This window comes from Flavobacterium sediminilitoris, assembly GCF_023008245.1.
Lineage (GTDB): Bacteria > Bacteroidota > Bacteroidia > Flavobacteriales > Flavobacteriaceae > Flavobacterium > Flavobacterium sediminilitoris.
In genome coordinates, this window is the sequence record NZ_CP090145.1 from 3,245,863 (window position 1) to 3,269,786 (window position 23,924).

Below are 23,924 nucleotides of genomic sequence, written 5' to 3' on the forward strand. Positions count from 1 at the left end.
ACAAAAAAATCCGAACTTTTTAGAAGTTCGGATTTTTTATTTATAGTTTTAAATGATTATTTAGACCATTCTGCAATACTATCTTTATTCATTTTTTCATAATCAGCATTTCCTGCTTTAACCGCTGCATTCAAAGAAGATTTAGCTGTAGCAATTGCTCCTTTTTTATCTCCTAATTTCGCTTGAATCAATGATTTTAAACGTAAATACCAAAATGGTGTATCTGCTCCTGTTGGAGTCATTTCAACAGCACTATTTATCCAAGTTAATGCTTTATTTAAATCATTATTTGATTGGTAATAATATTGAGCCGCTGAAAAATAATCTCTAGAAGTTGGTCCAGCTAACGCTTTTTCTATACTATTCATTGCTATTTCATTTGTAGGAACAGTAAATGGAACAGAAACAGTTGTTCTTTCCCACGCTAAATCTAAAGTAGCACTATCATTTGTTAAACTATTTATTGAAATAGTAAATGATTCTACAGATTTATTCAACGTTTCAGGTTTTACAGTAGTTCTTAAAGCTACTTTACTTTCATCCCATTTTTCTGGTAATCCCCAATTATCTGTTGCTGTATAAAAAATTACATCCCAACTATCTGCTTTTGGAGTTGTATATAAAGCATACTTCCCTTTCTTTAAATCTTTACCATTAACTTTAATGTCTTCATCAAATGAAATTACAGTATTGGCATTTGCTCCTGTTCTCCAATTCTTTCCATAAGGAACTAAATCTCCGTAAACTGTTCTCCCTTTTGCTCCTGGTCTTGAATAATCTATTTTTACATTTGTTAAACCTACAACCTGATCCACTTTTGCAGCAGGACTTGCTTGTGGAGTTTCTACTTGGGCATTAATTGTTAGCGTAGATAATGCAAACAATGCCATTATGAATACCTTTTTCATCTTGATTTTTATTTGTATAAGTTATAATTATGAATTTTTACGAAATTACTAAAAATGTAGAATGAATATGTTAAGCTATTCCTAAAATTAAAAAATATTTGTTTAATATTTTTATATATTTGTTAAACAAAACATTCTGTAGTGAAAATTTATACACTTCATAAAAAACAAAATTTACCCATTACATTAGATGAAGCTTGGGAATTTTTATCAAATCCAAAAAATCTAAAGATAATAACTCCTGATTATATGGGATTCAACATATTATCTGGTGCTGATAAACCTATGTTTTCTGGGCAAATGATACAATATATTGTTACTCCTATTTTAGGTATTCCAACAAAATGGGTTACTGAAATTACTCATGTTCAAGACAAAAAGTATTTTGTAGATGAACAACGTTATGGGCCATATTCTCTTTGGCATCATAAACATTTTTTAAAAGAAATTCCAGGTGGAATAGAAATGGAAGATATTATTGATTATAAGATTCCAATGGGTATTTTAGGTCAATTAGTTCATCCAATATTAGTAAAACCTAAACTCGATGAAATTTTTGAATATAGACGAAAAAAATTGATTGAGTTATTTGGTGAATTTCAACATTAAAATTAAGCTATAAAATATCAATAATGACAATATTCTGGTTTAGAAGAGATTTAAGATTACAAGATAATGTAGGGTTATTTCATGCACTTTATGAAAATGATTCTATTTTACCTATTTTTATTTTTGATCCTGCTATTCTTTCTCAATTACCTAGAAATGATTCACGGGTTACTTTTATTTATAATCAATTAAAAAACATTCAATCACAATTAAATCAGGTTGGAAAATCATTAGCTATTTTTTTTGATGATCCAAAAACAGTATTTGAAAAACTAATTACTGAAAATAAAATAACATCCGTTTATACTAATCATGATTACGAACCATACGCTCGAAAACGCGATAAAAATATTTATCAGATTTTAAAAGCAAATGATATTTCATTCAAAACATTGAAAGATCAAGTTATTTTTGAAAAAAATGAAATTGTAAAAGATGATAATTCACCTTATGTAGTTTATACTCCCTTTTCAAAAAAGTGGAAACAAAAATTAAGTACTACTACTCTACTCTATTATAATTCAGAAGATTTTTTAGATAAAATTGTATCACATTCTTATTCATTTCTTTCATTAGAAACTATTGGATTTGAAAAAAGTGCTTTAAAAATTTCAAAATTTGATATTTCAGAAAAACTTATAGAAAATTACGAGAATACTCGAAACTTCCCTAGTTTAAATGGAACATCAATGTTAGGAGTTTATCTTAGATTTGGAACTATATCTGTTCGTGAAATGGTTAAAAAGGCACAACTATCTAAGAATGAAACTTTCTTAAATGAACTCATTTGGAGAGAATTTTTCATGCAAATACTTTGGCATTTTCCTCATACCATAAATCAAAGTTTTAAACCTAAATATGACGCAATAATTTGGGACAATAATGAAACTCTATTTCAAAAATGGTGTGAAGGAAAAACAGGATATCCATTTGTAGATGCTGGAATGCGAGAATTAAATGCAACAGGACACATGCACAATAGAGTGAGAATGATAGTTGCTAGTTTCCTTTGTAAACACTTATTAATAGATTGGCGTTGGGGAGAAACTTATTTTTCAACAAAACTATTAGACTATGAACAAGCTAGTAACGTTGGTAATTGGCAATGGGCAGCAGGTTCTGGTGTTGATGCTGCTCCTTATTTTAGAATTTTTAACCCAACAGAACAAATTAAAAAATTTGACAAAGACTTAAAATATATTAAAAAATGGGTTCCAGAATTAGAAACATCAAACTATCCAAAACCCATTGTTGATCATAAAGAAGCACGTGAAAAATGCTTAAAAAGATATAAAGAAGCCTTAAATTAAAAACCTTTTTTTAAATTTAAAACATCTAGTTCATTGAAATGGTTAACTATTCTATCGGCTTTAGCTAAATCTTGTAGATTAGAGTTACTACTTCTATAACCGACACAATAAATATCCGCAGCTTTTGCTGCTTCTACTCCATTTGTACTATCTTCAATAACAATACAATTTTCTTTTGGATGTATTGACAAACTTGCAGCATGCAAGAAAATAGCAGGATGTGGTTTTGATTTTGGAAAATCTTCACCACTTACAGTATGTGTAAAATATTGATGTAAATTGAAACGATTAAAAACTCTTTGAATTGTACCTTTTGAAGCTGAAGATGCTAAAATTAATTCAACTTCATTATAATGTAATTCTTTTATTAAATCTTCAACTCCTTCTATTAAATGTAAGTCTTCTTTAGTATCAAAAGCATCATTAAAGAGGAAACGTTTTCTTAGAATTAAATCTTCAACTTCATGTTGCAATTGAAAATTTTCTTTAACTTTTTGAAAAACATTTCGAGTAGAGTTTCCTGTAAATGAAGCATATAACTCATCACTAACTTCAATTTCTAATTCTTCAAAATGTTTATAATAAGCATATTTATGAACGGGTTCTGTATCTACAATTACGCCGTCCATATCAAAAATTACAGTTTTTAGCATTGTTTGTGTTGTTTTTGCAAAAATAGTATTTATAATTTTCATTTCAGAAGTATTAAACCTTTTTCGTTATCTTTAGTCTAAAGATTAAAACATTATAAATTGCAAGACGAAAAAGTGTTTATTGAAGCTTTACTAAATCCGAAAACGCAACAAGAAGCTTTTCGGGAATTATTGCAATTATATCAAAAACCGTTGTATAATCATATTCGGAATATTGTATTAAACCATGACGATACTGATGATATTTTACAAAATACTTTTATAAAAATATTTCAAAATATTTCAAAATTTAAAGGAGAAAGTAAATTGTTTTCTTGGATTTATAGAATTGCAACAAATGAAGCTTTAAATTTTTTACAACAAAAATCTAAAAAACAAGGTATTTCAAATGAAGAAGTACAACAAAAAGCATTAAATAAACTAGAAAGTGATGTTTTTTTTGATGGTGATGAAATTCAATTAAAATTACAAAAAGCAATAGCTATATTACCTGAAAAACAACAATTAGTCTTTAAAATGAAATATTTTGAAGAACTAAAATATGAAGAAATATCAGAAATTGTAGATACATCTGTTGGAGCATTAAAAGCTAGTTATCATTTAGCTGTTAAAAAAATTGAAGAATATTTAAAAAAGAATTAAACCATTTATAGTTAATTTTGTCCTATATATATGAAAGATTTAAAATTAGATAATGAACCGAAAGTAAAATCTGGATTTAAAATTCCCGAAAACTATTTTGAGCAATTTGAAGAGAGGATGATGATGCAATTGCCTAAAAAAGAAACAAAAGTAGTTTCTATATTTCACAGAAAACAAATATGGTTTTCAAGTATAGCCGCTGTTTTATTAGCAATGATTGCTATTCCTGTATATTTTAATTTATCAAAAGCTAAACCTTTAGAAACAGCCACATTAGAATCTTATTTAAGCACGGAATATTCTACTTATGAAATTGTAGATAGATTGTCTAATGAAGACATAATTGCTTTAGAGGATGATTTGTCTCTTAATGATGATGACATTGAAGCTTATTTATTAGACACACAAAACTTAGATTACTATTTAAATCAATAAAGTATGAAAACAAAAATAGCATTACTATTATTATTCATTTCCTCTTTCTCTTTTTCACAAGGGTTTAAAGAAAAAAAAGAAAAAATAAAAGCATTAAAAGTAGCTTTTATAACAGAAGAATTAAATTTAACAACAGAAGAAGCGCAAAAATTTTGGCCTGTTTATAATTCGTATGATGATAAACAATTTGAAATTAGGCATAATAAAATGAAAGCAATTGTCAATCAATATGAAAGTAGTGAAATTGAAAAACTTTCAGAAAAAGAAGCTTTACAACTTGTTAAAAAAATGGAAGCCAATGAAGATGAAATGCATAATCTAAAAAAGAAATATATAAAAGATTTATTAAATGTACTTCCTGCAAAAAAAGTAGTAAAATTAAAGAAGGTAGAAGATGAGTTTAATAGAAAACTTTTTAAACAATATAGAGATCGTAGAGATTAATTAAAAAAGCACTAAAAAGTGCTTTTTTTTTTGATATAGATTGTTATGGAATAGTTTTCTAAGTTCTACTCTAATTTTTAACATAAAAGCCATCTTGAAATTTACAAGATGGCTTTATATATTTAAACTAACTCACTTTTTTAATTCCATCCACCTCCTAAAGCTTTATAAATGTTAACTTTAGCATTCATCAGTTCCATTTTAGCTTCAATTAAATCAAATTCAGATTCCAAAGCATCACGTTGTGTTAACAACACTTCCATGTAATCAGCACGAGCTGACCTAAAAAGATCGTTTGAAATAATTACTGATGTATTAAGTGCATCAACTTGTTTTGATTTAAAGTCATATGTTTTTGACATATTTTTAATCATTGACAATTGATTGGCTACTTCAACATAAGCATTTAAAATAGTACGTTCATAATTATAAACTGCTTGAATTTGTTTTGCATTTGCATTATAATAAGTTGCTTTTATCGCATTTCTATTGATTAATGGTGCTACCAAATCTCCTGCAATTGAATACAATAATGATTGTGGTGTTTTAATCAAATATGAAGGGTTAAAAGCTTGAAAACCAATTCCAGCGGAAATACCTAAAGAAGGATAAAAACGTGCTTTAGCAACTTTAATATCTAATTTAGCAGCAGCCAAATCTAATTCTGCCTGTTTAATATCTGGTCTATTTGCTAATAATTCTGAAGGTAAACCAGCACTAATATTTTCTAAACTTAAATTATTAAAAATAGTTACATCTCTTTCTATAGGTTGGGGATATCTACCTAATAAAAAGTTAATTTTATTCTCTGTTTCTACTATTCTTTGCTCAATAGTAAATTGAAGACTTTGTGTGTTTAATACCTGAGCTTCAAATCGTTTTACAGCTAATTCATTTGAACGTGCAGATTCTTTTAACAATTTTACAATTTTAAGTGCATTGTTCTGAATATCAATATTTTGTTTAACCAAGTTTAATTGATTATCCAACGCTAATAGCTCATAATATGAATTAGCAATTTCTGCAATAAGATTTGTTATTACAAAGTTTTTTCCTTCAACTGTTGCTAAATATCTGCTAACCGCAGATTTTTTAGCATTATGTAATTTCCCCCAAATATCAACTTCCCAACTTGCATAAGCTCCGATCATATAATCTGGTAATGGTTCTGGCATTTCAGTATCAGGTTTAATATCAGTCGTAGCATCATTTGCTCCTTTACTTGTATAACGACCAACTTTGTCAAGTCCTGCTGAACCTTTAATTCCTAGAAATGGTAAATATTCTCCTTTTCTTACTCGAATTTCATTACGTGCAATTTCAATTTCTTGCAACGTGATATTCAATTCTTGATTATTTTTTAAAGCAGTATCAATTAAACTCTTCAAATACGGATCGGCAAAATAATCTTCCCATTTCATTTTTCCTGAATTGATAGTATCTTGAGATGAATTATATTGCTCTGGCACATTAGCATTAGCTATTTTTTCAACCATTTCTGGTGTTTTACAACTAGCTAAATTCAATAATATGAAGGCAATACCTACATATAAATATATCTTTTTGTTAAGCATCTTTATCATTATTTTTTTCATTTATTCTTCTTCTGGAAAACTATCTAATTGATGTACAAAATCTTCTGTTAAAGATCCTTCATCTTCATCTTTAATTAACTTTCTTCCATCTGCTAATGAGGCAAAAATAAAATACAAACCTGGAACAATGATCACACCGAAAACCGTTCCGAATAACATACCTCCTAAAGCAGAAGCACCAATTGTACGATTTCCAATTGCTCCAGCACCAGTAGCAATAATTAAAGGAATTAATCCAGCAATAAAAGCAAATGAAGTCATTAAAATAGGTCTAAAACGAACTTTAGCACCTTCAATTGCAGCTTCTAAAATGGTATATCCTTGACTTCGCTTTAAAACTGCAAATTCAACAATTAATACAGCATTTTTACCTAATAATCCAACTAACATAATAAGTCCGATTTGTGCATAAATATCATTTTGAAGTCCCATTAATTCTAATAATACGAAAGAACCAAAAACTCCAACAGGTAATGAAAATATTACTGCAAGTGGAATAATAAAACTTTCATATTGAGCTGCTAAAACAAAATAAACGAAAACCAATACGATTAAAAATACATAAAGTGATTCATTTCCTCTACCAGCTTCGTCATACGACAAACCTTCCCAAGCAATATCATATCCTTTTGGTAATGTTTGAGCTGAAACCTCTTTAATAGCTTTAATCGCATCCGCAGTTGTATACCCTTTAGCTGGAAGACCTTGAATAGCTGCCGAATTATACATATTATAGCGTGTTACTTCATTAGGCCCTTGTGTTTTTTTAAGTTTCATAAATGCTGAATATGGTACCATTTCTCCATGATCATTTTTGACATAAAGATTTAAAATATCAGATGGAAGTCTTCTGAATTTAGGATCAGATTGTACATAAACTTTAAAGAAACGACCAAACTTAATAAAACCTTGTTCGTAAGTACTACCAATCATTATGTTAAGGTTTTCCATTGCTTTACCAATTGAAACTCCTTTTTGCATAGCTAAATCATTATTGATTTCTAGTTCATATTGTGGATAATTTGCTGCAAAAAAAGTAAACAAGCCTGCTAATTCTTTACGCTTGCCTAAATTTTCCATAAACTGTTTATTCACTTTATCAAATTCTTGGTAATCTGTATTTGTTGTTTTATCTAGTAAACGCATGGAAAAACCTCCAGAAGATCCAAAACCAGGAATTGCAGGTGGTTCGAAAAATTCAACGATAGCTCCAAGTCCTTTAGATTTTTCTTCCAATTCTTCCATAATCTCTTTAACAGTATGATCACGATCTGACCATTTTTTCAAGTTAATAAGACATGTTCCTGCATTAGACCCTCTACCTTCAGTCATAATTTCATAACCTGCCAAAGAAGAAACTGATTCAACTCCTTCAACTTCTTCACAAATTTTTTGAAGTTTTTGAGAAACCTGATTAGTTCTTTCTAATGTTGCTCCAGGTGGTGTTTGTATAATAGCATAAATTGTTCCTTGATCTTCACTTGGAATAAATCCAGAAGGAAGAATTTCACTTGTATAAAAAATACCCGCACAAAATGCCAATAATACACCAAAAGTTAACCATCTTCTATTAACAATTCTTTTTAATACAGCTACATATTTTCCTGTAAGTTTATCAAATACTGCATTAAATTTATCTAAAATTTTAGTCAAGATATTGCTCTTATGAGCTTGCGCATGATGATTCTTTAATAACATTGCACAAAGTACAGGAGTTAAAGTAAGAGCAACAAGAGCGGAAATTACAATTGAACTTGCCATTGTAATTGAAAATTGTCTGTAGAATGTTCCAACAGGTCCAGACATGAAGGAAATTGGTAAGAATACCGAAACCATTACTGCTGTAATTGCAATAATTGCTCCGCTAATTTCACCCAATACTTTTTTAACTGCTGAATATGGTGAAATAGTATGATCTTCATCAAACTTGGCATGCACGGCTTCAACAACAACAATGGCATCATCGACAACAATACCAATTGCTAATACTAAAGCAAACAGTGTTACCAAATTAATTGAAAGTCCGAAAAACTGAATTACAAAAAATGCACCAATTAATGAAACAGGAACGGCTAAAATGGGTATTAACGTAGAACGCCAATCACCTAAGAAAATGAATACAACTAGTGCAACTAAAATAAATGCATCACGTAATGTATGAATAACTTGCTCTATGGAAGCATCTAAGAACTGAGATACATCATAACTAATTTTATAATCTACTCCTGGTGGAAAAGTAGCTTTCATTTCTTCAAGCTTTGCTTTTACTTCTTCAATTACATCACTTGCATTACTTCCATAATTTTGTTTTAATACAATTGCAGCAGAAGGATGACCATCTAAATTTGAATAAATATCAAAAAATTCACTCCCTAATTCTACTGAACCAATATCTTTTAAATGAATACTTTCTCCATTTGAATTAGCACGAATAATAACATTTTCATATTGTTTTGGTTCATTAAACCTCCCTTTATAAGTTAGAACATATTCTAATGATTGAGCAGAAATACCTGAACTTTGTCCAATTCTACCAGGACGACCAATAATACTTTGCTCTTGTAAAGCTTCCATTACTTCATCAATAGAAATATTATAGGCTCTCATTCTATCTGGATTTAACCAAACACGCATTGCATACGTACGACTTCCTAATATTTGTGATCTTGCTACACCTTTAATTCTATTAATTTCAGGAATCATTTTCACATTAGCATAATTGTATAGAAACTTTTCATCCATACTTTTGCTTTTAGAATAAAGATTCACATACATTAACATACTTGGTTGAATTGGTGTGATTACAACACCTTCACGTTGGACTAATTCTGGTAAAAGTGGCATAACTTGATCTACCCTTGTTTTTACCCTAATAACAGCCTGATTAGGATCGGTTCCAGGTTCAAAAATAATTCTAAGTGTTGCTTCACCTGCACTAGTTGCATCGGTTGCCATATAACGCATTCCCTCAACTCCATTTATTGAGTTTTCTAGCGTAATTAAAGTTGATTTTACTAATACATCCGCACTTGCACCTGGATATGCAATAAAGATATTTACCGTTGTTGGTGCAATTTGTGGAAATTGTGAAATGGGAAGCTGTTTGATTGCTAATGACCCTACAAATAATATTATGATTGAAATTACAATCGCAAATACAGGTCTGTGTATAAATCTATTAAACATTTTTTCTCTTTTTAAATTTTATACTACTCGGCATATAACTCCAAATGCGACATTACAGTTTCTGGATTCTCAACTTTATATTCAATTTTATCATTCTCATTTACAAGACGTAATCCTTCAAGAAGAATTTTATCTCCTTCTGAAAGTCCTTCACTAATTGCATATATATGAGGTAATTCTGCTGCAATACTAATGGCTCTAGATTTAACTTGACTATTTTTATCGATTACATAAACATATTTTTTATCAAGAACTTCGAATGTTGCTTTTTGAGGAATTAAAAGAGCATTTTTTATTGGAATAATTGCTTGTACACTACCTGTTTCACCATATCTTAACAAGCCATTTGGGTTTGGAAATGTTGCTCTAAATGGGATATTTCCAGTTTCATTATCAAAATCTGCTTCTATTGTTTCCACTACGCCTAAATAATCAAAATATTGATTATTTGCCATTAAAAGTTTAACTTTTGGTTTGGCATCGGTGTTTTTAAATTTTGCTCTATAATCTAAATATTCTGCTTCTGGAACATTATAATACACCCACATTTCACTATTATCAGAAAGATTTGTAAGTAAATCTCCTTCATCTACTAAACTACCTAAACGTACATGAAAACGGTCTATTATACCATCAAATGGAGCTCTTATTTGAGTAAATTCTAAATGAACATTTGCTAATGCAAGTTCAGCATTGGCTTTGTCTAACTTTGCTTTAGCCATAGCTAACTCATTTGGAGCTACTACGTTATTTTCTGCTAATTTTTTAGTATTTAGATACTCAATTTCTGCAAATTTTGCCTCAGCTTTTGTTTTTTGCATTTCTGCTTCATATAGTTTTGGCATTATCTGGAATAATAATTGTCCTTTTTTTACAAACTGACCTTCATCAACATAAATGTTTTGCAAATACCCTTTTTCTTGTGCTCTTAATTCAATATGACGAATGGATTGGATTTGAGCTACATAATCCTTTGTAATAATAGTATCTTTTCTGATTGGATTAGTAACTAAAAATTTTGTTTCCTCTTCTTTTTCTTTTTTCTCTGTTTTACAACTTGTATTAAACAACAAGGCACAGAAACTCACTAGCATGAGTACTTTTTTCATGATAATTTGGTTTTGATTAAATATGGTTTGGTTTTTTATTTAAGACATGCTGATTTAAACAACACATACTTTTCCCAATAGCAAATTTTGCAATGGAATATTTTTATTTGTTTCCGAAACAAATTGTAGGTAGGCAATAAGATTTTGCCTTTTTAAGAATCATATTCTAAATACTTGAAATATGATGTGTTTTTTATATGAATAAAAGCCTTTAAATCGTTTAAAGAAAAGGAAACGATTTTTAATATAATCAGAAAAATAATTGGACGCTTGAGTATAACAAAGTATATTGAAGAAAGTACTTAATTGTACCTCTTTTTTAAAAGATATTAATTCATCTTCTTCTCCTTCATTATCAGTAGCATGTATTTTATGCTTATTATTATCAATTATGGGAAGTGATGTTCTAACTTTTAATGTGTTATCTAAAACATCAGTATTAAGATTTTTTGTAGTAACGTTTTCAAGAACAGCATGAGAATGACTACTACTATCTACAACAGGTATAAAAGTAGTATTGTATCCTATTGATAAGATGCCAATTAATAAAAATAAATATTTTATTTGTTTCTTTAACATTTCAAGGCAAAATTAAATTATTTTTTTAAACTGACAATTAATAGTACATTTAATAAACTGTTAATATTCAATCGTTAGTTTTACAATTTTATTTTTTCCACCTGCATAAGCAATAGAGTCATTTTGGAAGCGAATAGTATATAAATCTTTGTCTTCTAACATTTTTTTCCAAGTATTTCCACTATCGTTTGAATAATGAACACCTGTTCCGCCAACACAAATTAAAGATTTTCCTTTACTATTTGGTACAAACTGAATGCAAGAAGCGTATCCAAATCCTTGACTTTGCCCTACTAATTGCCATGTTTTCCCACCATCTTTTGTAATGGCTTTATTATTAGAATTATCTTCTTGTTTTTCATAATCGCCACCAGCAATAAAGCCTATATTCTCATCATAAAAATCAGCCGTAAAAATTCCTGTCATCGTTTTTCCTTGTACAATTGGTGTATTATATACTTGCCAAGTATTTCCTTTATCTTCACTTACAAAGCAACGTGATTTTTTTCCTCCTGAAACGATAATTATTTTGTTATTTCTCAACATCACATTAGTGTTACTTGCTGCAAAAGCGGCTTCTCCTTCTTCTACTTTAGGTAATTTATCACATGGTATTTTTTGCCAAGTATTTCCTCCATCATTAGTAATTATGATATTCAAGCAATTTGAAACAGGATCTCCCATAGCTACTCCAAAATTAGTATCTAAAAATTGCATACTATCATAGAATACTTTTTCATTTTCTTCTTGATATACTAATTTTACTACCTTTCTATCATTAGATATTTTATACAATAATGCAGGATTTGCAACACTTAAAATGAAAATAGCATCTTTTGTTTTAGCAATACTTCTAAATTCAGGATGAAGTGAGTCTTTATTTATTCTTCCTCTAAATTTTTTTTGAGTAACCAAATCGATAGCTCCATATTTTCCGTTATTTCCTGAAAACCATAATTGATTACTATCTAAAACAATAGCCCTAATGCTAATTGAATCGTTATAAATTTCTTCACTTATAATTTTTGTAAAGGTAATTTGCTTTGATCCTTGTTTTAAAATTTGCTCTTTACAGGATAATACTATAGTTAGTAGACTAAAAAAAAATAGCTTTTTTCTCATTTTAATTAATTGAAAGGCGAATTTACAACTTATTAATAAAATATTATAGATATGATAATTATCATTTTTCTACTTATTACCTATACTTATTTTTGATGAAACAATTTGAAAGATGTCATTAGTTCAAAAATATAATGTTCCTGGTCCAAGATATACAAGTTATCCAACAGTTCCATATTGGGAAGAAAATCTTTTTTCTATAGATCAATGGAAAAATGCGGTGATACAATCTTTTATTGCGACTAATAAATCTGAAGGTATTAGCCTTTATATTCATTTACCTTTTTGTGAAAGTTTATGCACTTTTTGTGGTTGTAATAAACGAATTACAAAGAGACATGATGTTGAAAAGCCTTATATTACTGCTCTTTTAAAAGAGTGGGATTTATATTGTGAATTATTACCTCAACGACCTAATATTAAAGAGATACACCTAGGAGGCGGAACACCTACTTTTTTTTCATCTGATAATTTAACTTCTTTAATCAATGGTCTTTTTAAAAATGCAAACAAGGCTAAAGACTATGAGTTTAGTTTTGAAGGTCATCCTAATAATACTACTTACGAACAATTACAAACATTATATAATTTAGGATTTCGAAGAGTTAGCTTTGGTGTACAAGATTATGCTGAAAAGGTACAAAAAGCTATTCATCGAAATCAACCTTTTCATAATGTTGCAAAAGTAACATTTTGGGCAAGAGAAATTGGTTATACTTCAATAGGTCACGATTTAATTTTTGGATTACCTTTTCAAACATTAGAAGATGTTTTAGATACGATTGCTAAAACAAATTCATTACAACCAAATAGAATTGCTTTTTATAGTTATGCTCATGTTCCTTGGATAAAAGGCAATGGACAAAGAGGTTTTAAAGATGAAGACTTACCAAAAGATGATATAAAGCGAAAATTATATGAAATTGGAAAAAAGGAACTCTTGAAACATAATTATACTGAAATTGGAATGGATCATTTTGCTTTGAAAAGTGACAGTATGACTAAATCATTTGAAACAGGAAAATTACATCGAAATTTTATGGGCTATACCTCGTCTAAAACAGAAGTAATGATTGGCTTAGGTGTTTCATCTATTAGTGATTCTTGGAATGCTTTTGCACAAAATGAAAAAACTCTAGAAGATTATTATGCTAAATTAGACGAAGACAAACTACCTATTTTTAGAGGTCATATTTTGAATTCAGAAGATTTAATTATTAGAAAACATATTTTAAATTTAATGTGCCAATTTAAAACTTCTTGGAATGATGCTAATACTTATTTTTCTGAAATAGAAACTGTCCTATCAAATCTTACTGAAATGGAAAAAGATGGTTTGTTAAAATTTAAAAATCAATCAATAATTGTTACAGAAAAAGGAAAACCATTTGTGCGTAATATTTGTATGGCTTTTGATTTACGATTAAAACGAAAAGCACCACAAACACAATTGTTTTCTATGACTATTTAAGGATTTTTTAAATATTTAGAAAAACAAAAAACAACCTTAAGGTTGTTTTTTTTATTATTTGCTGCTTAAAATATATTAGTTTGGTGGGCAATATGAATGTACATCTGGAATAGTACAACACCAAATACCTGAATCTGCCATCTTTCCCCAGAATCCACCCATAGCGTCGCAGCTTTCTTTAGTTTTCCAACCACCATTGATTGCTTTTTGTTCTTCTTTACTTAAGCATTTACCTAATTTCTTTAAGTTTTTCATAATTAAATTGTTTATATTGATTTAGCCAATTTACAATTTAATTTTAAAAATATTAACTTTTTTAATGATATTTTTTTTAATGACAATCTGCTTCTGCTTGGACAAAAAGACTTGTTGTTCCTGGTGAAATATAAGGAATATCTAAACCTAGGCCTCTAATAATAAATAATATTCCTATAAAAACTGCAATTATAGGAATCATTTTTTGGATAGTATTTCGAACAGGATTTGTAAGTAAATTAGAAATGATAACTACTAAACTCATCATTGGAACGGTTCCTAAACCAAAAAGTAACATATATAGAATACTATATTGTATGTTTGGCATAGCCAATGCTCCAAATAAAGCGACGTAAACCATTCCGCAAGGTAAATATCCGTTTAATAATCCGATGGTGAAAAAAGATTTATAGCTTCTATTTTTAAATTGTTTACCTAGATTTAATTTCACTTTTGAAATGATTTTATATACAGGTTTTGAAAAATTATATTGGGCTAAAGTCTTTTCTGGCGTTAATGCAATGATAATCATTATTATTCCAACAATTATTGATAACTGTTGTTGCATTCCTGCCAAGAAAAAACCTTCACCCAACAAACCAAAAACTAATCCTAAAGTACTATAGGCTATCAATCTGCCTAAGTGATACACAATTAATTGTGTTATTTTTTTTGCTTCATTATTTCTATCAACAGGTAGCATCATAGCAATTGGTCCGCACATTCCTATGCAGTGAAAACTACTTATTAATCCAAATATGATAGCTGTGTAAAGCATTTTTAAAATGTATTATTATAAACTGTATCTTGTTTTACTTGTATTTTTAAAGAATCGTACCTATATACAGTCAGTATATCATTTTCTAATAATAAATTGATTTTTTATTTCTATATGAAACTCCTTGATATTCCCAATCAATAGTAATGTCCCAAAGACCGCCTACCAAACTACTTTTAGGTATGAGCAAATGTGAAGAAGATAATGAAATTTGCATTTCAGAATCTAATTTCTGGTTAGACGGTCTATATAAGGACACTTTTCCTTTAATAGTTTTATAATCAAAGCTTTCTGGAAAGGAAACCTGAATTCCTTCTGATACTTTTTCAATTTTAATTTTATCAATTAAAGCATTAGCATTGGAAGATTTTTCAATATTTCCTTGCACTTTAAGTTCTTGTTGGTAATAATCTTCTACTACTAGTTCTCTATCATAATTATCATTTAATTGTACTTTTAATACAAAATATAAAATGAATGTTATGAACAATATAAATGCAATTACAATTCCTGTTCCCCAATTTATTTTCATTTTTAATATATTTTAATTTTAAGACTTAATTAAAAGATCTAGGTCCTAAAAAAGTTGTTTTTGTTGTTTCAATTAATTTATCATCATTATAGAAGCCTAATTTTATTTTTATTTTGTCTCCTTTTATTTCTGATGCTTTAATTTCTATAAATAATGTTCCTTGGAATGTTTTTTCAGCTGGAATTTTAATATGAGTATTTCCTACTAGTTTTACTATTCCATTTGGTTTTTCTAATTTAATTGTAATTTTGTCAAAATCTTTAACCGTTTTGTTAATTATTTTATAGGTAAAAACATTACTAATCATTTCTCCTTTTTGTTCGTATAACTGTCCTGGTAAACGAAGTACTTTAGCTTCTACATCATTACGTAAGAAAAGTAAACCTACTAATAATCCTATTAATATTGTAAGCACAGCTATATAACCTTTCATTCTAGCTGTTAACTTAAATTTTTCTTTTTTAACTATTTCATCTTCACTTGCATAACGAATTAATCCTTTAGGTAAACCTACTTTATCCATAATGGTATCACATTCATCAATACAAGCAGTACAATTGATACATTCTAATTGTGTTCCGTTTCGAATGTCTATTCCTGTTGGACATACATGAACACATTGTTTACAATCGATACAGTCACCTTTTCCAGAAGTAGTTCTGTCTTCTCTTTTATCCCATTTTGCTCTTCCTTTTTCTCCTTCACCTCTTACATGATCGTAAGCAACATTTATAGATTTATTATCTAATAGTACACCTTGCATTCTTCCATAAGGACAGGCTATAATACACACTTGTTCCCTAAACCATGCAAAAATGAAATAAAAGACTCCTGTGAAAATCAATAGAGCAATTAAAGTACTTTTATTTTCTACAGGTCCTTCGCCTATGTATTCTAATAATTTATCACTTCCTATTAGGTAAGCTAAAAATACATTTGCTATTAAAAATGAAATAAGAAAGAAAATAATCCATTTTGTAATTCTTTTTCTAATTTTTTCAGTATTCCATTCTTGTTTCGCTAATCGCATTTGAGCACCTCTATCTCCATCTATCCAATATTCAATTCTACGAAAAACCATTTCCATAAAAATGGTTTGCGGACAAAACCAACCACAAAATATTCTTCCAAAAGCAACTGTAAATAATGTAAGTCCTACAACTCCTATTATCATTGAAATAACAAACAAATAAAAGTCTTGTGGCCAAAATGGAAATCCGAATATTGAAAATTTTCGCTCTAAAACATTAAATAATAAAAACTGATTACCATTTATTTTAATGAAAGGTGCTAATAATAAAAAAACCAAAAGAATATAACTTACTACTTTTCGCTTATCATAGAATTTACCATTAGGTTTTTTAGGAAAAATGAAATTTCTTTTCCCTTCTTCATTAATCGTCCCTATAGTATCTCTAAAACTTTCATCAGGTAACTTTTCCATCTTATATAAAATTGTTTAAGAGATTTAATGTACATTAAATCTCTTAATTATTTATTTTGTAGTTAATCCGTTACAATTTCAACTTGTTCGGTTGGTATAACTTCTATTGTCTTTTCTCCCCAAATTTCACCTTCTGCTTCTTTAGCTTCCTTTGGATTCGAACCTTCTAATGATATAATATAACTAGCTAATTTTTGAATATCAGCAGGTTTTATTACTTCTTTCCAAGGTGCCATAACCGGATTTGTTGTACTTCCTTCAGAAACTAATTTAAAGATATTTTTAACTCCTCCTCCATTTATCCAAAATTTATCGACTAGATTTGGACCTATTCCTCCTTGTAAATTTTGTCCATGACAAGAAAAACAATTATTCGCTTCAAAAACTTTTTTTCCTTCTTCAATACTTGCGTCATCAGTTAATAATTCAACATTATCAACATTTACTAAGTCTGGAGCTGTTTTTAAATATTCTTCATGTTCTTTTTCTGCTTTCATCATTTCCATTTCATACTCTTCTTTTTGAGTATAATCACCTATAACATGAAAACGTACTAAATATACAACTGCAAAAATTACACAACCATAGAATAAATATACCCACCATGGCGGTAATACATTATCTAGCTCTTTAATACCATCATAATCATGATCTAGCATTACATCTGCTTCTTGTTCTATAGATTTAGAGCGTGTTAAACTTTTATAAAATTTACTTTCTGTAAAGGATATAGATTGTGCTTCTTCTAATTGTTTTTTCTGCTCTTCTGTTAATAATTGATATGTAACTTTATCAACTGCACTTATAACTATCTCTATGGCTACTAAAAGGAATAAAAAAACACCTAAAAACAAAGAAACCATTGGATATTTTATAAAAGCAGGTTTATCTCCTGAGTCTATGAAGAATTCCATTCCTGCAAAAACTACTGCAAAAATTAATGGAACTCTAACGTATGAAGGAATTAAGTTTTTCATTTTAAAATCTTTAAAAAATTAGTCTTTAATTGGCAATTCACTTAGTTCTTTAATCTTATCTTTCTTGTAACTAAAGACCCAAATAAAAAGTCCTACAAAAAAGGTAAAGAAAATTACTAATGAAATAATTGGATATATTTCAATTCCTGAAATGGTTTCTAAATTATGTTTTATAAACTTCAACATATCTCAAATTATTTAGCGTTATCTTGTTTTGTTATATCAGTTCCTAAACGTTGCAAATAAGCAATTAAGGCTACAATTTCTCTGTCTTTTACTGGAACAAACTCTTTACCTTGTAATCTTTTTTGTTCTTCAAAAGATTTTTTAATGTCTTTATTTTTCATCAAGTTATCTCCTATTTTAGAGGCTTGCTTTTCTATAGAATCCATTGCAGTAGCTACTTCAACATCAGTATAAGGAACTCCTAAAGATTGCATTGCTCTCATTTTATCTTGAGTTGATGATTTGTCTAATGAATTTCTGATAATCCATTTATATCCAGGCATAATAGATCCATCTGAAGTACTTTGAGGATTCCACATGTGATTAAAATGCCAATCATCTGAACGTCCACCATTGTTTGGTTTACCAGGAACTCCTTCTCTAGCTAAATCTGGTCCTGTACGTTTTGATCCCCATAAGAAAGGATGATCATAAACAAATTCTCCTCCTTTTGAATATTCTCCATAACGCATTACTTCTGAACGGAAAGGTCTAATCATTTGTGAGTGACAGTTATTACACCCTTCACGTATATAAATATCTCTACCTTCTAATTCTAATGGAGTATATGGTTTTACACTTGAAATTGTAGGTATATTAGATTTTACCATAATTGTAGGTACAATTTGAATAATTCCTCCTATTAATATTGCAATAGTTGCTAAAATGGTTAATTGAATAGGTTTTCTTTCTAACCATGGGTGAAATTTTTCTCCTTTTAATCTTCCTGATGAAATTTTCACTAATGCTGGAGCTTCTGCTAATTCGTCTTCAACAGCTTTTCCTGCCATTACAGTTCTAATAATATTATAAACTAATACTAGTAATCCTATTACGAATAACGTTCCTCCAATTGCTCTCATTAAATAGAAAGGCATAATTTCGGTAACTGTTTCAAGGAAATTTCCATATTGTAATGTTCCATCTGGTTTAAATTGATCCCACATAGATGCTTGCATAAATCCTGCAACATACATTGGAAGTGCATATAAAATAATTCCTAAAGTACCTATCCAAAAATGGAAATTAGCTAATGCTGTAGAATATAATTTTGTTTTTGTCATTCTTGGTATTAACCAATAAATCATACCAAATGTCATAAATCCGTTCCATGCTAAAGCTCCTACGTGAACGTGAGCAACAATCCAGTCTGTGAAGTGAGCAATTGCATTTACATTTTTAAGGGATAACATTGGTCCTTCAAATGTAGCCATTCCATAACCTGTTATACCTACTACGAAGAATTTTAATACTGGTTCTGTTCTTACTTTATCCCAAACACCTCTTAATGTTAACAATCCATTAATCATTCCTCCCCAAGATGGTGCTATTAACATGATTGAAAATACAACTCCTAAATTTTGAGCCCAATCTGGTAAAGCTGTATACAATAAGTGATGTGGTCCAGCCCAGATATATAAGAAAATTAACGACCAGAAGTGAATAATTGATAATCTATAAGAATATACAGGTCTGTTAGCTGCTTTTGGAACAAAATAATACATTAGACCTAAGAATGGTGTTGTTAAGAAAAAGGCTACTGCATTATGTCCATACCACCATTGTACTAAAGCATCTTGAACTCCTGCATAAACAGAGTAACTCTTCATTGCAGAAACAGGTAATTCTAAACTATTAAAGATATGCAGTACGGCAACTGTTACAAAAGTGGCGATATAAAACCAAATCGCAACATATAAATGACGTTCTCTTCTACGAAGAATTGTCATAATCATATTGATACCAAAAACAACCCAAATTATTGCTATTGCAATATCAATAGGCCATTCTAATTCGGCATATTCTTTTGAAGTAGTATATCCTAAAGGTAATGTAATGGCTGCTGCAACTATAATTAATTGCCAACCCCAAAAGTTAATATTACTTAATACATCGCTATACATTCTTGTTTTCAACAAACGTTGTAAAGAATAATATATTCCTGCAAATATTGCATTTCCTACAAAGGCAAAAATGACTGCATTTGTATGTAATGGTCTTAATCTACCAAAACTTAACCAAGGAATTCCATCGGTCATATTTGGAAAAATAAACATAAATGCCACTGTTAATCCAACTAACATACCTACAACTCCAAATAGTATACTAGCATAAAGGAACTTCTTTACAATTTTGTTGTCGTAATAAAATTGTTGCATCTCCATAATTTAGATTGTTTTTTGTTTTTCTACTTTTATTGTTTTTTCAGAACTCTTTTTTAATTCATCGTCAAATAACATTCTGACCGATGGTGTATAATCATCATCATATTGACCACTTTTTACTGCCTTTATAAAAGCAATCAAAAAGCCAATAGCAACAACTATACTGATTGTGATTAATATATAAATTACACTCATACCTTTAAATTATAAAACAAATGTACTTCTAGCTTTATTCATAAAATATGACATTTATCATGTGTGTTCAAAAAAACAACATCAATTCTTTTTCGCATAATAATTAGACATTATTGTAACAAAGCTAACTACTGTTATAGAGCTTAAAGGCATTATAATTGCAGCTATTAATGGCGATAAATTTCCTGTAATTGCAAACGATAATCCAATTAAGTTATACGATAATGAAAGTCCAAAACTCATATAAATAATTCGCATTGCATTTTTTGAAAATTTCAAGTAATACCCTATTCTCGAAAATTGACTTGCATCCATAATTCCATCACAAGCAGGAGAAAATACATTGACGTTTTCTGAAATAGATATACCTACATTACTTTGCGCTAATGCTCCTGCATCATTTAATCCATCTCCGATCATCATTACATTTTTTCCTTTCTGTTGCAACTTCTCTATATATTCTAGTTTTTGTTCTGGTTTTTGATTAAAAATCAATTCTGTTTTTTCAGGTAATAATTCTTGTAATGTTTGCTTTTCTCCGTCATTATCTCCTGAAAGAATTTTTAATTCATAATGAATACTCAAATTTTCAAATAATTCTTCCAATCCGCTTCTATATTGGTTATCAAAATAATAATAACCTTTGTAAACATCATTAATCTTAATATGAACTCTAGTTTGCTTTGATGTTTCATTCTCTAAATAATTCACCAATGATGACGATCCGATTTTTATTATATTATTTTCGACTTTAGCAATTATTCCCTTTCCTGTTATTTCATTAAATTCATCAATATCAATTTTCTCAATATTTGGTATAAAATCGTATATTTTTCTACTTAAAGGATGATTTGATCCTCTAATTACATTTTTTACTAATTTTAATTCATCATTAGAAAATTCTTTACCATAAAAATTGACTGAAGATTTTTTATTAGAAGTAATTGTGCCTGTTTTATCAAAAACAATAGTATCAACTTTAGCTAATTGCTCAATAACAGTTGCATTCTTAAGATACATTTTCTGATTTCCCATTATTCGCAATACATTTCCTAAAGTAAAAGGAGCTGTTAATGCTAAAGCACATGGACAAGCAACAATTAAAATTGCGGTTAACACATTAAAAGCCATTGAAACATCTATAAATAGCCAAATACCAAATGCTACAAAAGCTAATAATAATAAAATAGGTGTAAAATATCGACTGACTGTGTCAGTTATAGTTTTATGTTTTTGATCGATTTTCTTCTGAAAAACATCATTACTCCAGAGTTGTGTTAGATAACTTTGAGAAACAGAAAATAAGACTTCTAATTCTACTACATTTCCTATAATTTTTCCTCCTGCATAAACCTTATCGCCCGATTTCTTTTCAATAGGAATTGCCTCTCCTGTAACAAAACTATAATCAATTGATGCTTTTTCTGTTATTAAAATAGCATCTACAGGAATTAATTCTTGATTTCTAATAACTAATCGATCTCCTTTTTCTATGTCATAAACCTGAACTGGTACTTCTTTTCTTTCACTTGTCAGTTTTGTAATTGCAATTGGGAAATAAGATTTATAATCTCTTTCAAAGGATAAAAAGCTATAGGTTTTTTGTTGAAATAATTTACCTAATAACATAAAGAAAATAAGACCTGTTAAGCTATCGAAAAAACCTTGTCCATAATCGAAAAGAATATCAATTGTACTTCTTATAAACATTACTAAGATTCCTAAAGCAATAGGAATATCAATATTCAGCATTTTAGATTTTATACTTTTATAAGCTGAAACATAATAATCACTTGCTGAATATAGAAATGAAGGTAGCGATAATGCAAAAATTAACCATCTAAAGAAACCTCTATATTGATTAATCCAAAATTCTTCTACCTCAAAATATTCTGGAAAAGATAGTAACATAATATTTCCAAAACAGAAAAAAGCAATCCCAAGTTTATAAATTAAACTTCTATCTACCTTCTTTTTTCCTTCATCAAAATTATCTAAACTAATGTAAGGTTCATAGCCTATAGAACTTAATAGAAGTACCAATTCTTTAAGCGAAACTTTTGTTGCATCATAAGTAATTCTCACTTTCTTTTCTGGAAAATTAACTTGTGAAGTACTTATACCTTTTTGAAGTTTTTGTAAATTTTCCAAAATCCAAATACACGAACTACAATGTATATGAGGAATAAAAAGTGAAACAATATTTGTTTTATCTTCCTGAAAATCAAGAAGTTTAGAAATAATTTTCTCATCTTCTAAAAAATCATATTTTCCATTAATTTCTTGTGGTGTTGCTCCAGGAGTATTTTGAAAATCATAATAACATGTCAAATCATTTTGACTAAAAATCTCGTAAACCGTTTTACAACCATTACAACAGAAAGATTTTTCATCAAAAATAATTTCGTCTTTTTTTATAATTTTATTACCACAATGGAAACATTCTTTTGTATCCATAAATTTGCTCATTTTACCTATAACAAAGGTTGCAAAAGGAATCAATTTAAAATATGATATTTATCATACTTTGATTATCTTTGTGAGAATAAAAACATCCCAATTATGAGCAAATGTGAACAATGTATAGTTAGGCAATTCAGTTCGATAAAAGCTTTAACAAAAGATGAGCTTATAAAAGTTGCTAATTGTAAGACATCATATACTATAAAAAAAGGACAGCCAATTTTTGAAGAAGGTGAAACCTTAAATGGTATATTTTGCATTAAAGACGGTGTTTGTAAACTATCAAAATTAAGCTCTAATGGTAAAGATCAAATAGTAAAATTGGTTAAACCTGGTGAATTATTAGGGCAACGTTCTATGATAAGTGAAGAATCTGCAAACTTATCTGCTATAGCATTAGAAGACATGGAAGTTTGTTTTGTTCCAAAAAACGAAATTTTACAATTCTTCAATCAAAACAATGATTTTTCAATGAATGTTATGAAAACAATTTGTGGAGATTTAAAAGAATCTGATGATCACATGGTTGATATGGCTCAAAAAACAGTTAAGCAACGTTTAGCAGAAGCCTTATTATATTTAGAACAATCATTTGGAACAAATATTGATGGAACCATCCGAATACAATTATCTAGAGAAGAATTGGCTGGAATGATTGGTACTGCAACAGAAAGTTGTATTCGTTTATTATCAGACTTTAATAAAAATGGGTACATTGATATTATAGGTAAAAAAATACTTATAAAAGATAAAAATACGCTTAAAAAAATCTCCTAATTTATTTTTGGCATAATAATTGAAATCATTCAAATGTAACAATAAATATT

23 protein-coding genes are annotated in these 23,924 nt (G+C 28.8%); 7 read left to right on the forward strand and 16 right to left on the reverse strand.

Annotated elements, in window-relative coordinates; genetic code table 11:
- Nucleotides 1–56 precede the first annotated feature (56 nt).
- Complete coding sequence (locus LXD69_RS14900) at nt 57–908, reverse strand: DUF2911 domain-containing protein (protein WP_045967218.1); 852 nt, start codon at nt 906–908, stop codon at nt 57–59.
- A 141-nt stretch (nt 909–1,049) separates the two neighbouring features.
- Between LXD69_RS14900 and LXD69_RS14905 the strand changes: the two genes are divergently transcribed.
- Together LXD69_RS14905 and LXD69_RS14910 are read left to right on the forward strand one after the other, a co-directional pair.
- The gene (locus LXD69_RS14905; protein ID WP_045967216.1) at nt 1,050–1,517 is read left to right on the forward strand and encodes an SRPBCC family protein; all 468 of its coding nucleotides are present in this window, start codon (nt 1,050–1,052) and stop codon (nt 1,515–1,517) included.
- 23 nt (nt 1,518–1,540) lie between these two features.
- Nucleotides 1,541–2,827 (forward strand): cryptochrome/photolyase family protein, encoded by a 1,287-nt coding sequence (locus LXD69_RS14910; RefSeq protein WP_246915963.1) that lies wholly within the window; start codon nt 1,541–1,543, stop codon nt 2,825–2,827.
- On the opposite strand, the gene LXD69_RS14915 is transcribed toward LXD69_RS14910, so the two are convergent.
- The gene (locus tag LXD69_RS14915) at nt 2,824–3,480 is read right to left on the reverse strand and encodes an HAD family hydrolase (RefSeq protein ID WP_045967212.1); all 657 of its coding nucleotides are present in this window, start codon (nt 3,478–3,480) and stop codon (nt 2,824–2,826) included. The two genes, LXD69_RS14910 and LXD69_RS14915, sit on opposite strands and share 4 nt — an antisense overlap.
- A 99-nt stretch (nt 3,481–3,579) precedes the next feature.
- Here LXD69_RS14915 and LXD69_RS14920 point away from each other — a divergent pair, with 99 nt between their 5' ends.
- The 3 genes from LXD69_RS14920 to LXD69_RS14930 are packed head-to-tail and all read left to right on the forward strand — an operon-like array spanning nt 3,580 to nt 5,001.
- A complete protein-coding gene (locus tag LXD69_RS14920) occupies nt 3,580–4,122 on the forward strand; it encodes an RNA polymerase sigma factor (RefSeq protein WP_045967210.1) in 543 nt (180 codons plus the stop codon).
- A 30-nt stretch (nt 4,123–4,152) separates the two neighbouring features.
- Entirely contained in the window at nt 4,153–4,557 is a 405-nt protein-coding gene (locus LXD69_RS14925) for a hypothetical protein (RefSeq protein ID WP_045967208.1), read from the forward strand.
- A 3-nt stretch (nt 4,558–4,560) separates the two neighbouring features.
- The gene (locus LXD69_RS14930; protein WP_045967206.1) at nt 4,561–5,001 is read left to right on the forward strand and encodes a sensor of ECF-type sigma factor; all 441 of its coding nucleotides are present in this window, start codon (nt 4,561–4,563) and stop codon (nt 4,999–5,001) included.
- Between the two features lie 140 nt (nt 5,002–5,141).
- On the opposite strand, the gene LXD69_RS14935 is transcribed toward LXD69_RS14930, so the two are convergent.
- From LXD69_RS14935 to LXD69_RS14955, 5 genes are all read right to left on the reverse strand, one after another.
- Complete coding sequence (locus LXD69_RS14935) at nt 5,142–6,596, reverse strand: TolC family protein (protein ID WP_246915964.1); 1,455 nt, start codon at nt 6,594–6,596, stop codon at nt 5,142–5,144.
- Nucleotides 6,597–9,782 carry an efflux RND transporter permease subunit gene (locus tag LXD69_RS14940; RefSeq protein ID WP_246915965.1) on the reverse strand — a complete coding sequence of 1,062 codons (3,186 nt, stop codon included), beginning with the start codon at nt 9,780–9,782 and terminating at the stop codon, nt 6,597–6,599.
- A gap of 23 nt (nt 9,783–9,805) precedes the next feature.
- Nucleotides 9,806–10,891, reverse strand: coding sequence for an efflux RND transporter periplasmic adaptor subunit (locus tag LXD69_RS14945; RefSeq protein WP_246915966.1), 1,086 nt, complete (start codon nt 10,889–10,891; stop codon nt 9,806–9,808).
- 159 nt (nt 10,892–11,050) lie between these two features.
- Nucleotides 11,051–11,470: a hypothetical protein gene (locus tag LXD69_RS14950; RefSeq protein ID WP_246915967.1), complete on the reverse strand. Its 420-nt coding sequence runs from the start codon at nt 11,468–11,470 to the stop codon at nt 11,051–11,053.
- 60 nt (nt 11,471–11,530) lie between these two features.
- Nucleotides 11,531–12,592 carry a WD40/YVTN/BNR-like repeat-containing protein gene (locus tag LXD69_RS14955; RefSeq protein WP_246915968.1) on the reverse strand — a complete coding sequence of 354 codons (1,062 nt, stop codon included), beginning with the start codon at nt 12,590–12,592 and terminating at the stop codon, nt 11,531–11,533.
- Between the two features lie 112 nt (nt 12,593–12,704).
- Between LXD69_RS14955 and hemN the strand changes: the two genes are divergently transcribed.
- Nucleotides 12,705–14,063, forward strand: coding sequence for an oxygen-independent coproporphyrinogen III oxidase (hemN, locus tag LXD69_RS14960; RefSeq protein WP_246915969.1), 1,359 nt, complete (start codon nt 12,705–12,707; stop codon nt 14,061–14,063).
- A gap of 75 nt (nt 14,064–14,138) precedes the next feature.
- Here the strand turns inward: hemN and LXD69_RS14965 are convergent, their stop codons facing one another.
- From LXD69_RS14965 to LXD69_RS15005, 9 genes are all read right to left on the reverse strand, one after another.
- Entirely contained in the window at nt 14,139–14,318 is a 180-nt protein-coding gene (locus LXD69_RS14965) for a hypothetical protein (protein ID WP_246915971.1), read from the reverse strand.
- Nucleotides 14,319–14,394: 76 nt separating this feature from the next.
- The gene (locus LXD69_RS14970) at nt 14,395–15,096 is read right to left on the reverse strand and encodes a sulfite exporter TauE/SafE family protein (RefSeq protein ID WP_045967194.1); all 702 of its coding nucleotides are present in this window, start codon (nt 15,094–15,096) and stop codon (nt 14,395–14,397) included.
- A gap of 85 nt (nt 15,097–15,181) precedes the next feature.
- Nucleotides 15,182–15,628, reverse strand: a complete 447-nt coding sequence (locus tag LXD69_RS14975; protein WP_246915973.1) for a FixH family protein — start codon at nt 15,626–15,628, stop codon at nt 15,182–15,184.
- A 25-nt stretch (nt 15,629–15,653) separates the two neighbouring features.
- Nucleotides 15,654–17,072 carry a cytochrome c oxidase accessory protein CcoG gene (gene ccoG / locus LXD69_RS14980; RefSeq protein WP_045967190.1) on the reverse strand — a complete coding sequence of 473 codons (1,419 nt, stop codon included), beginning with the start codon at nt 17,070–17,072 and terminating at the stop codon, nt 15,654–15,656.
- Between the two features lie 62 nt (nt 17,073–17,134).
- Nucleotides 17,135–18,049, reverse strand: a complete 915-nt coding sequence (locus tag LXD69_RS14985) for a cbb3-type cytochrome c oxidase N-terminal domain-containing protein (protein ID WP_246915974.1) — start codon at nt 18,047–18,049, stop codon at nt 17,135–17,137.
- A gap of 18 nt (nt 18,050–18,067) precedes the next feature.
- On the reverse strand, nt 18,068–18,235 hold the full coding sequence (locus LXD69_RS14990) for a cytochrome c oxidase subunit IV (protein WP_045967186.1): 168 nt from the start codon (nt 18,233–18,235) through the stop codon (nt 18,068–18,070).
- An 8-nt stretch (nt 18,236–18,243) separates the two neighbouring features.
- A complete protein-coding gene (ccoN, locus tag LXD69_RS14995; RefSeq protein ID WP_045967185.1) occupies nt 18,244–20,439 on the reverse strand; it encodes a cytochrome-c oxidase, cbb3-type subunit I in 2,196 nt (731 codons plus the stop codon).
- A gap of 3 nt (nt 20,440–20,442) precedes the next feature.
- Nucleotides 20,443–20,634, reverse strand: a complete 192-nt coding sequence (gene ccoS, locus LXD69_RS15000; RefSeq protein ID WP_045967183.1) for a cbb3-type cytochrome oxidase assembly protein CcoS — start codon at nt 20,632–20,634, stop codon at nt 20,443–20,445.
- 81 nt (nt 20,635–20,715) lie between these two features.
- Nucleotides 20,716–23,091: a heavy metal translocating P-type ATPase metal-binding domain-containing protein gene (locus tag LXD69_RS15005; RefSeq protein ID WP_246915975.1), complete on the reverse strand. Its 2,376-nt coding sequence runs from the start codon at nt 23,089–23,091 to the stop codon at nt 20,716–20,718.
- A 105-nt stretch (nt 23,092–23,196) separates the two neighbouring features.
- On the opposite strand from LXD69_RS15005, the gene LXD69_RS15010 reads away from it, so the two are divergent.
- Nucleotides 23,197–23,874, forward strand: a complete 678-nt coding sequence (locus LXD69_RS15010; protein ID WP_045967176.1) for a Crp/Fnr family transcriptional regulator — start codon at nt 23,197–23,199, stop codon at nt 23,872–23,874.
- The last annotated feature ends 50 nt before the right edge of the window (nt 23,875–23,924 follow it).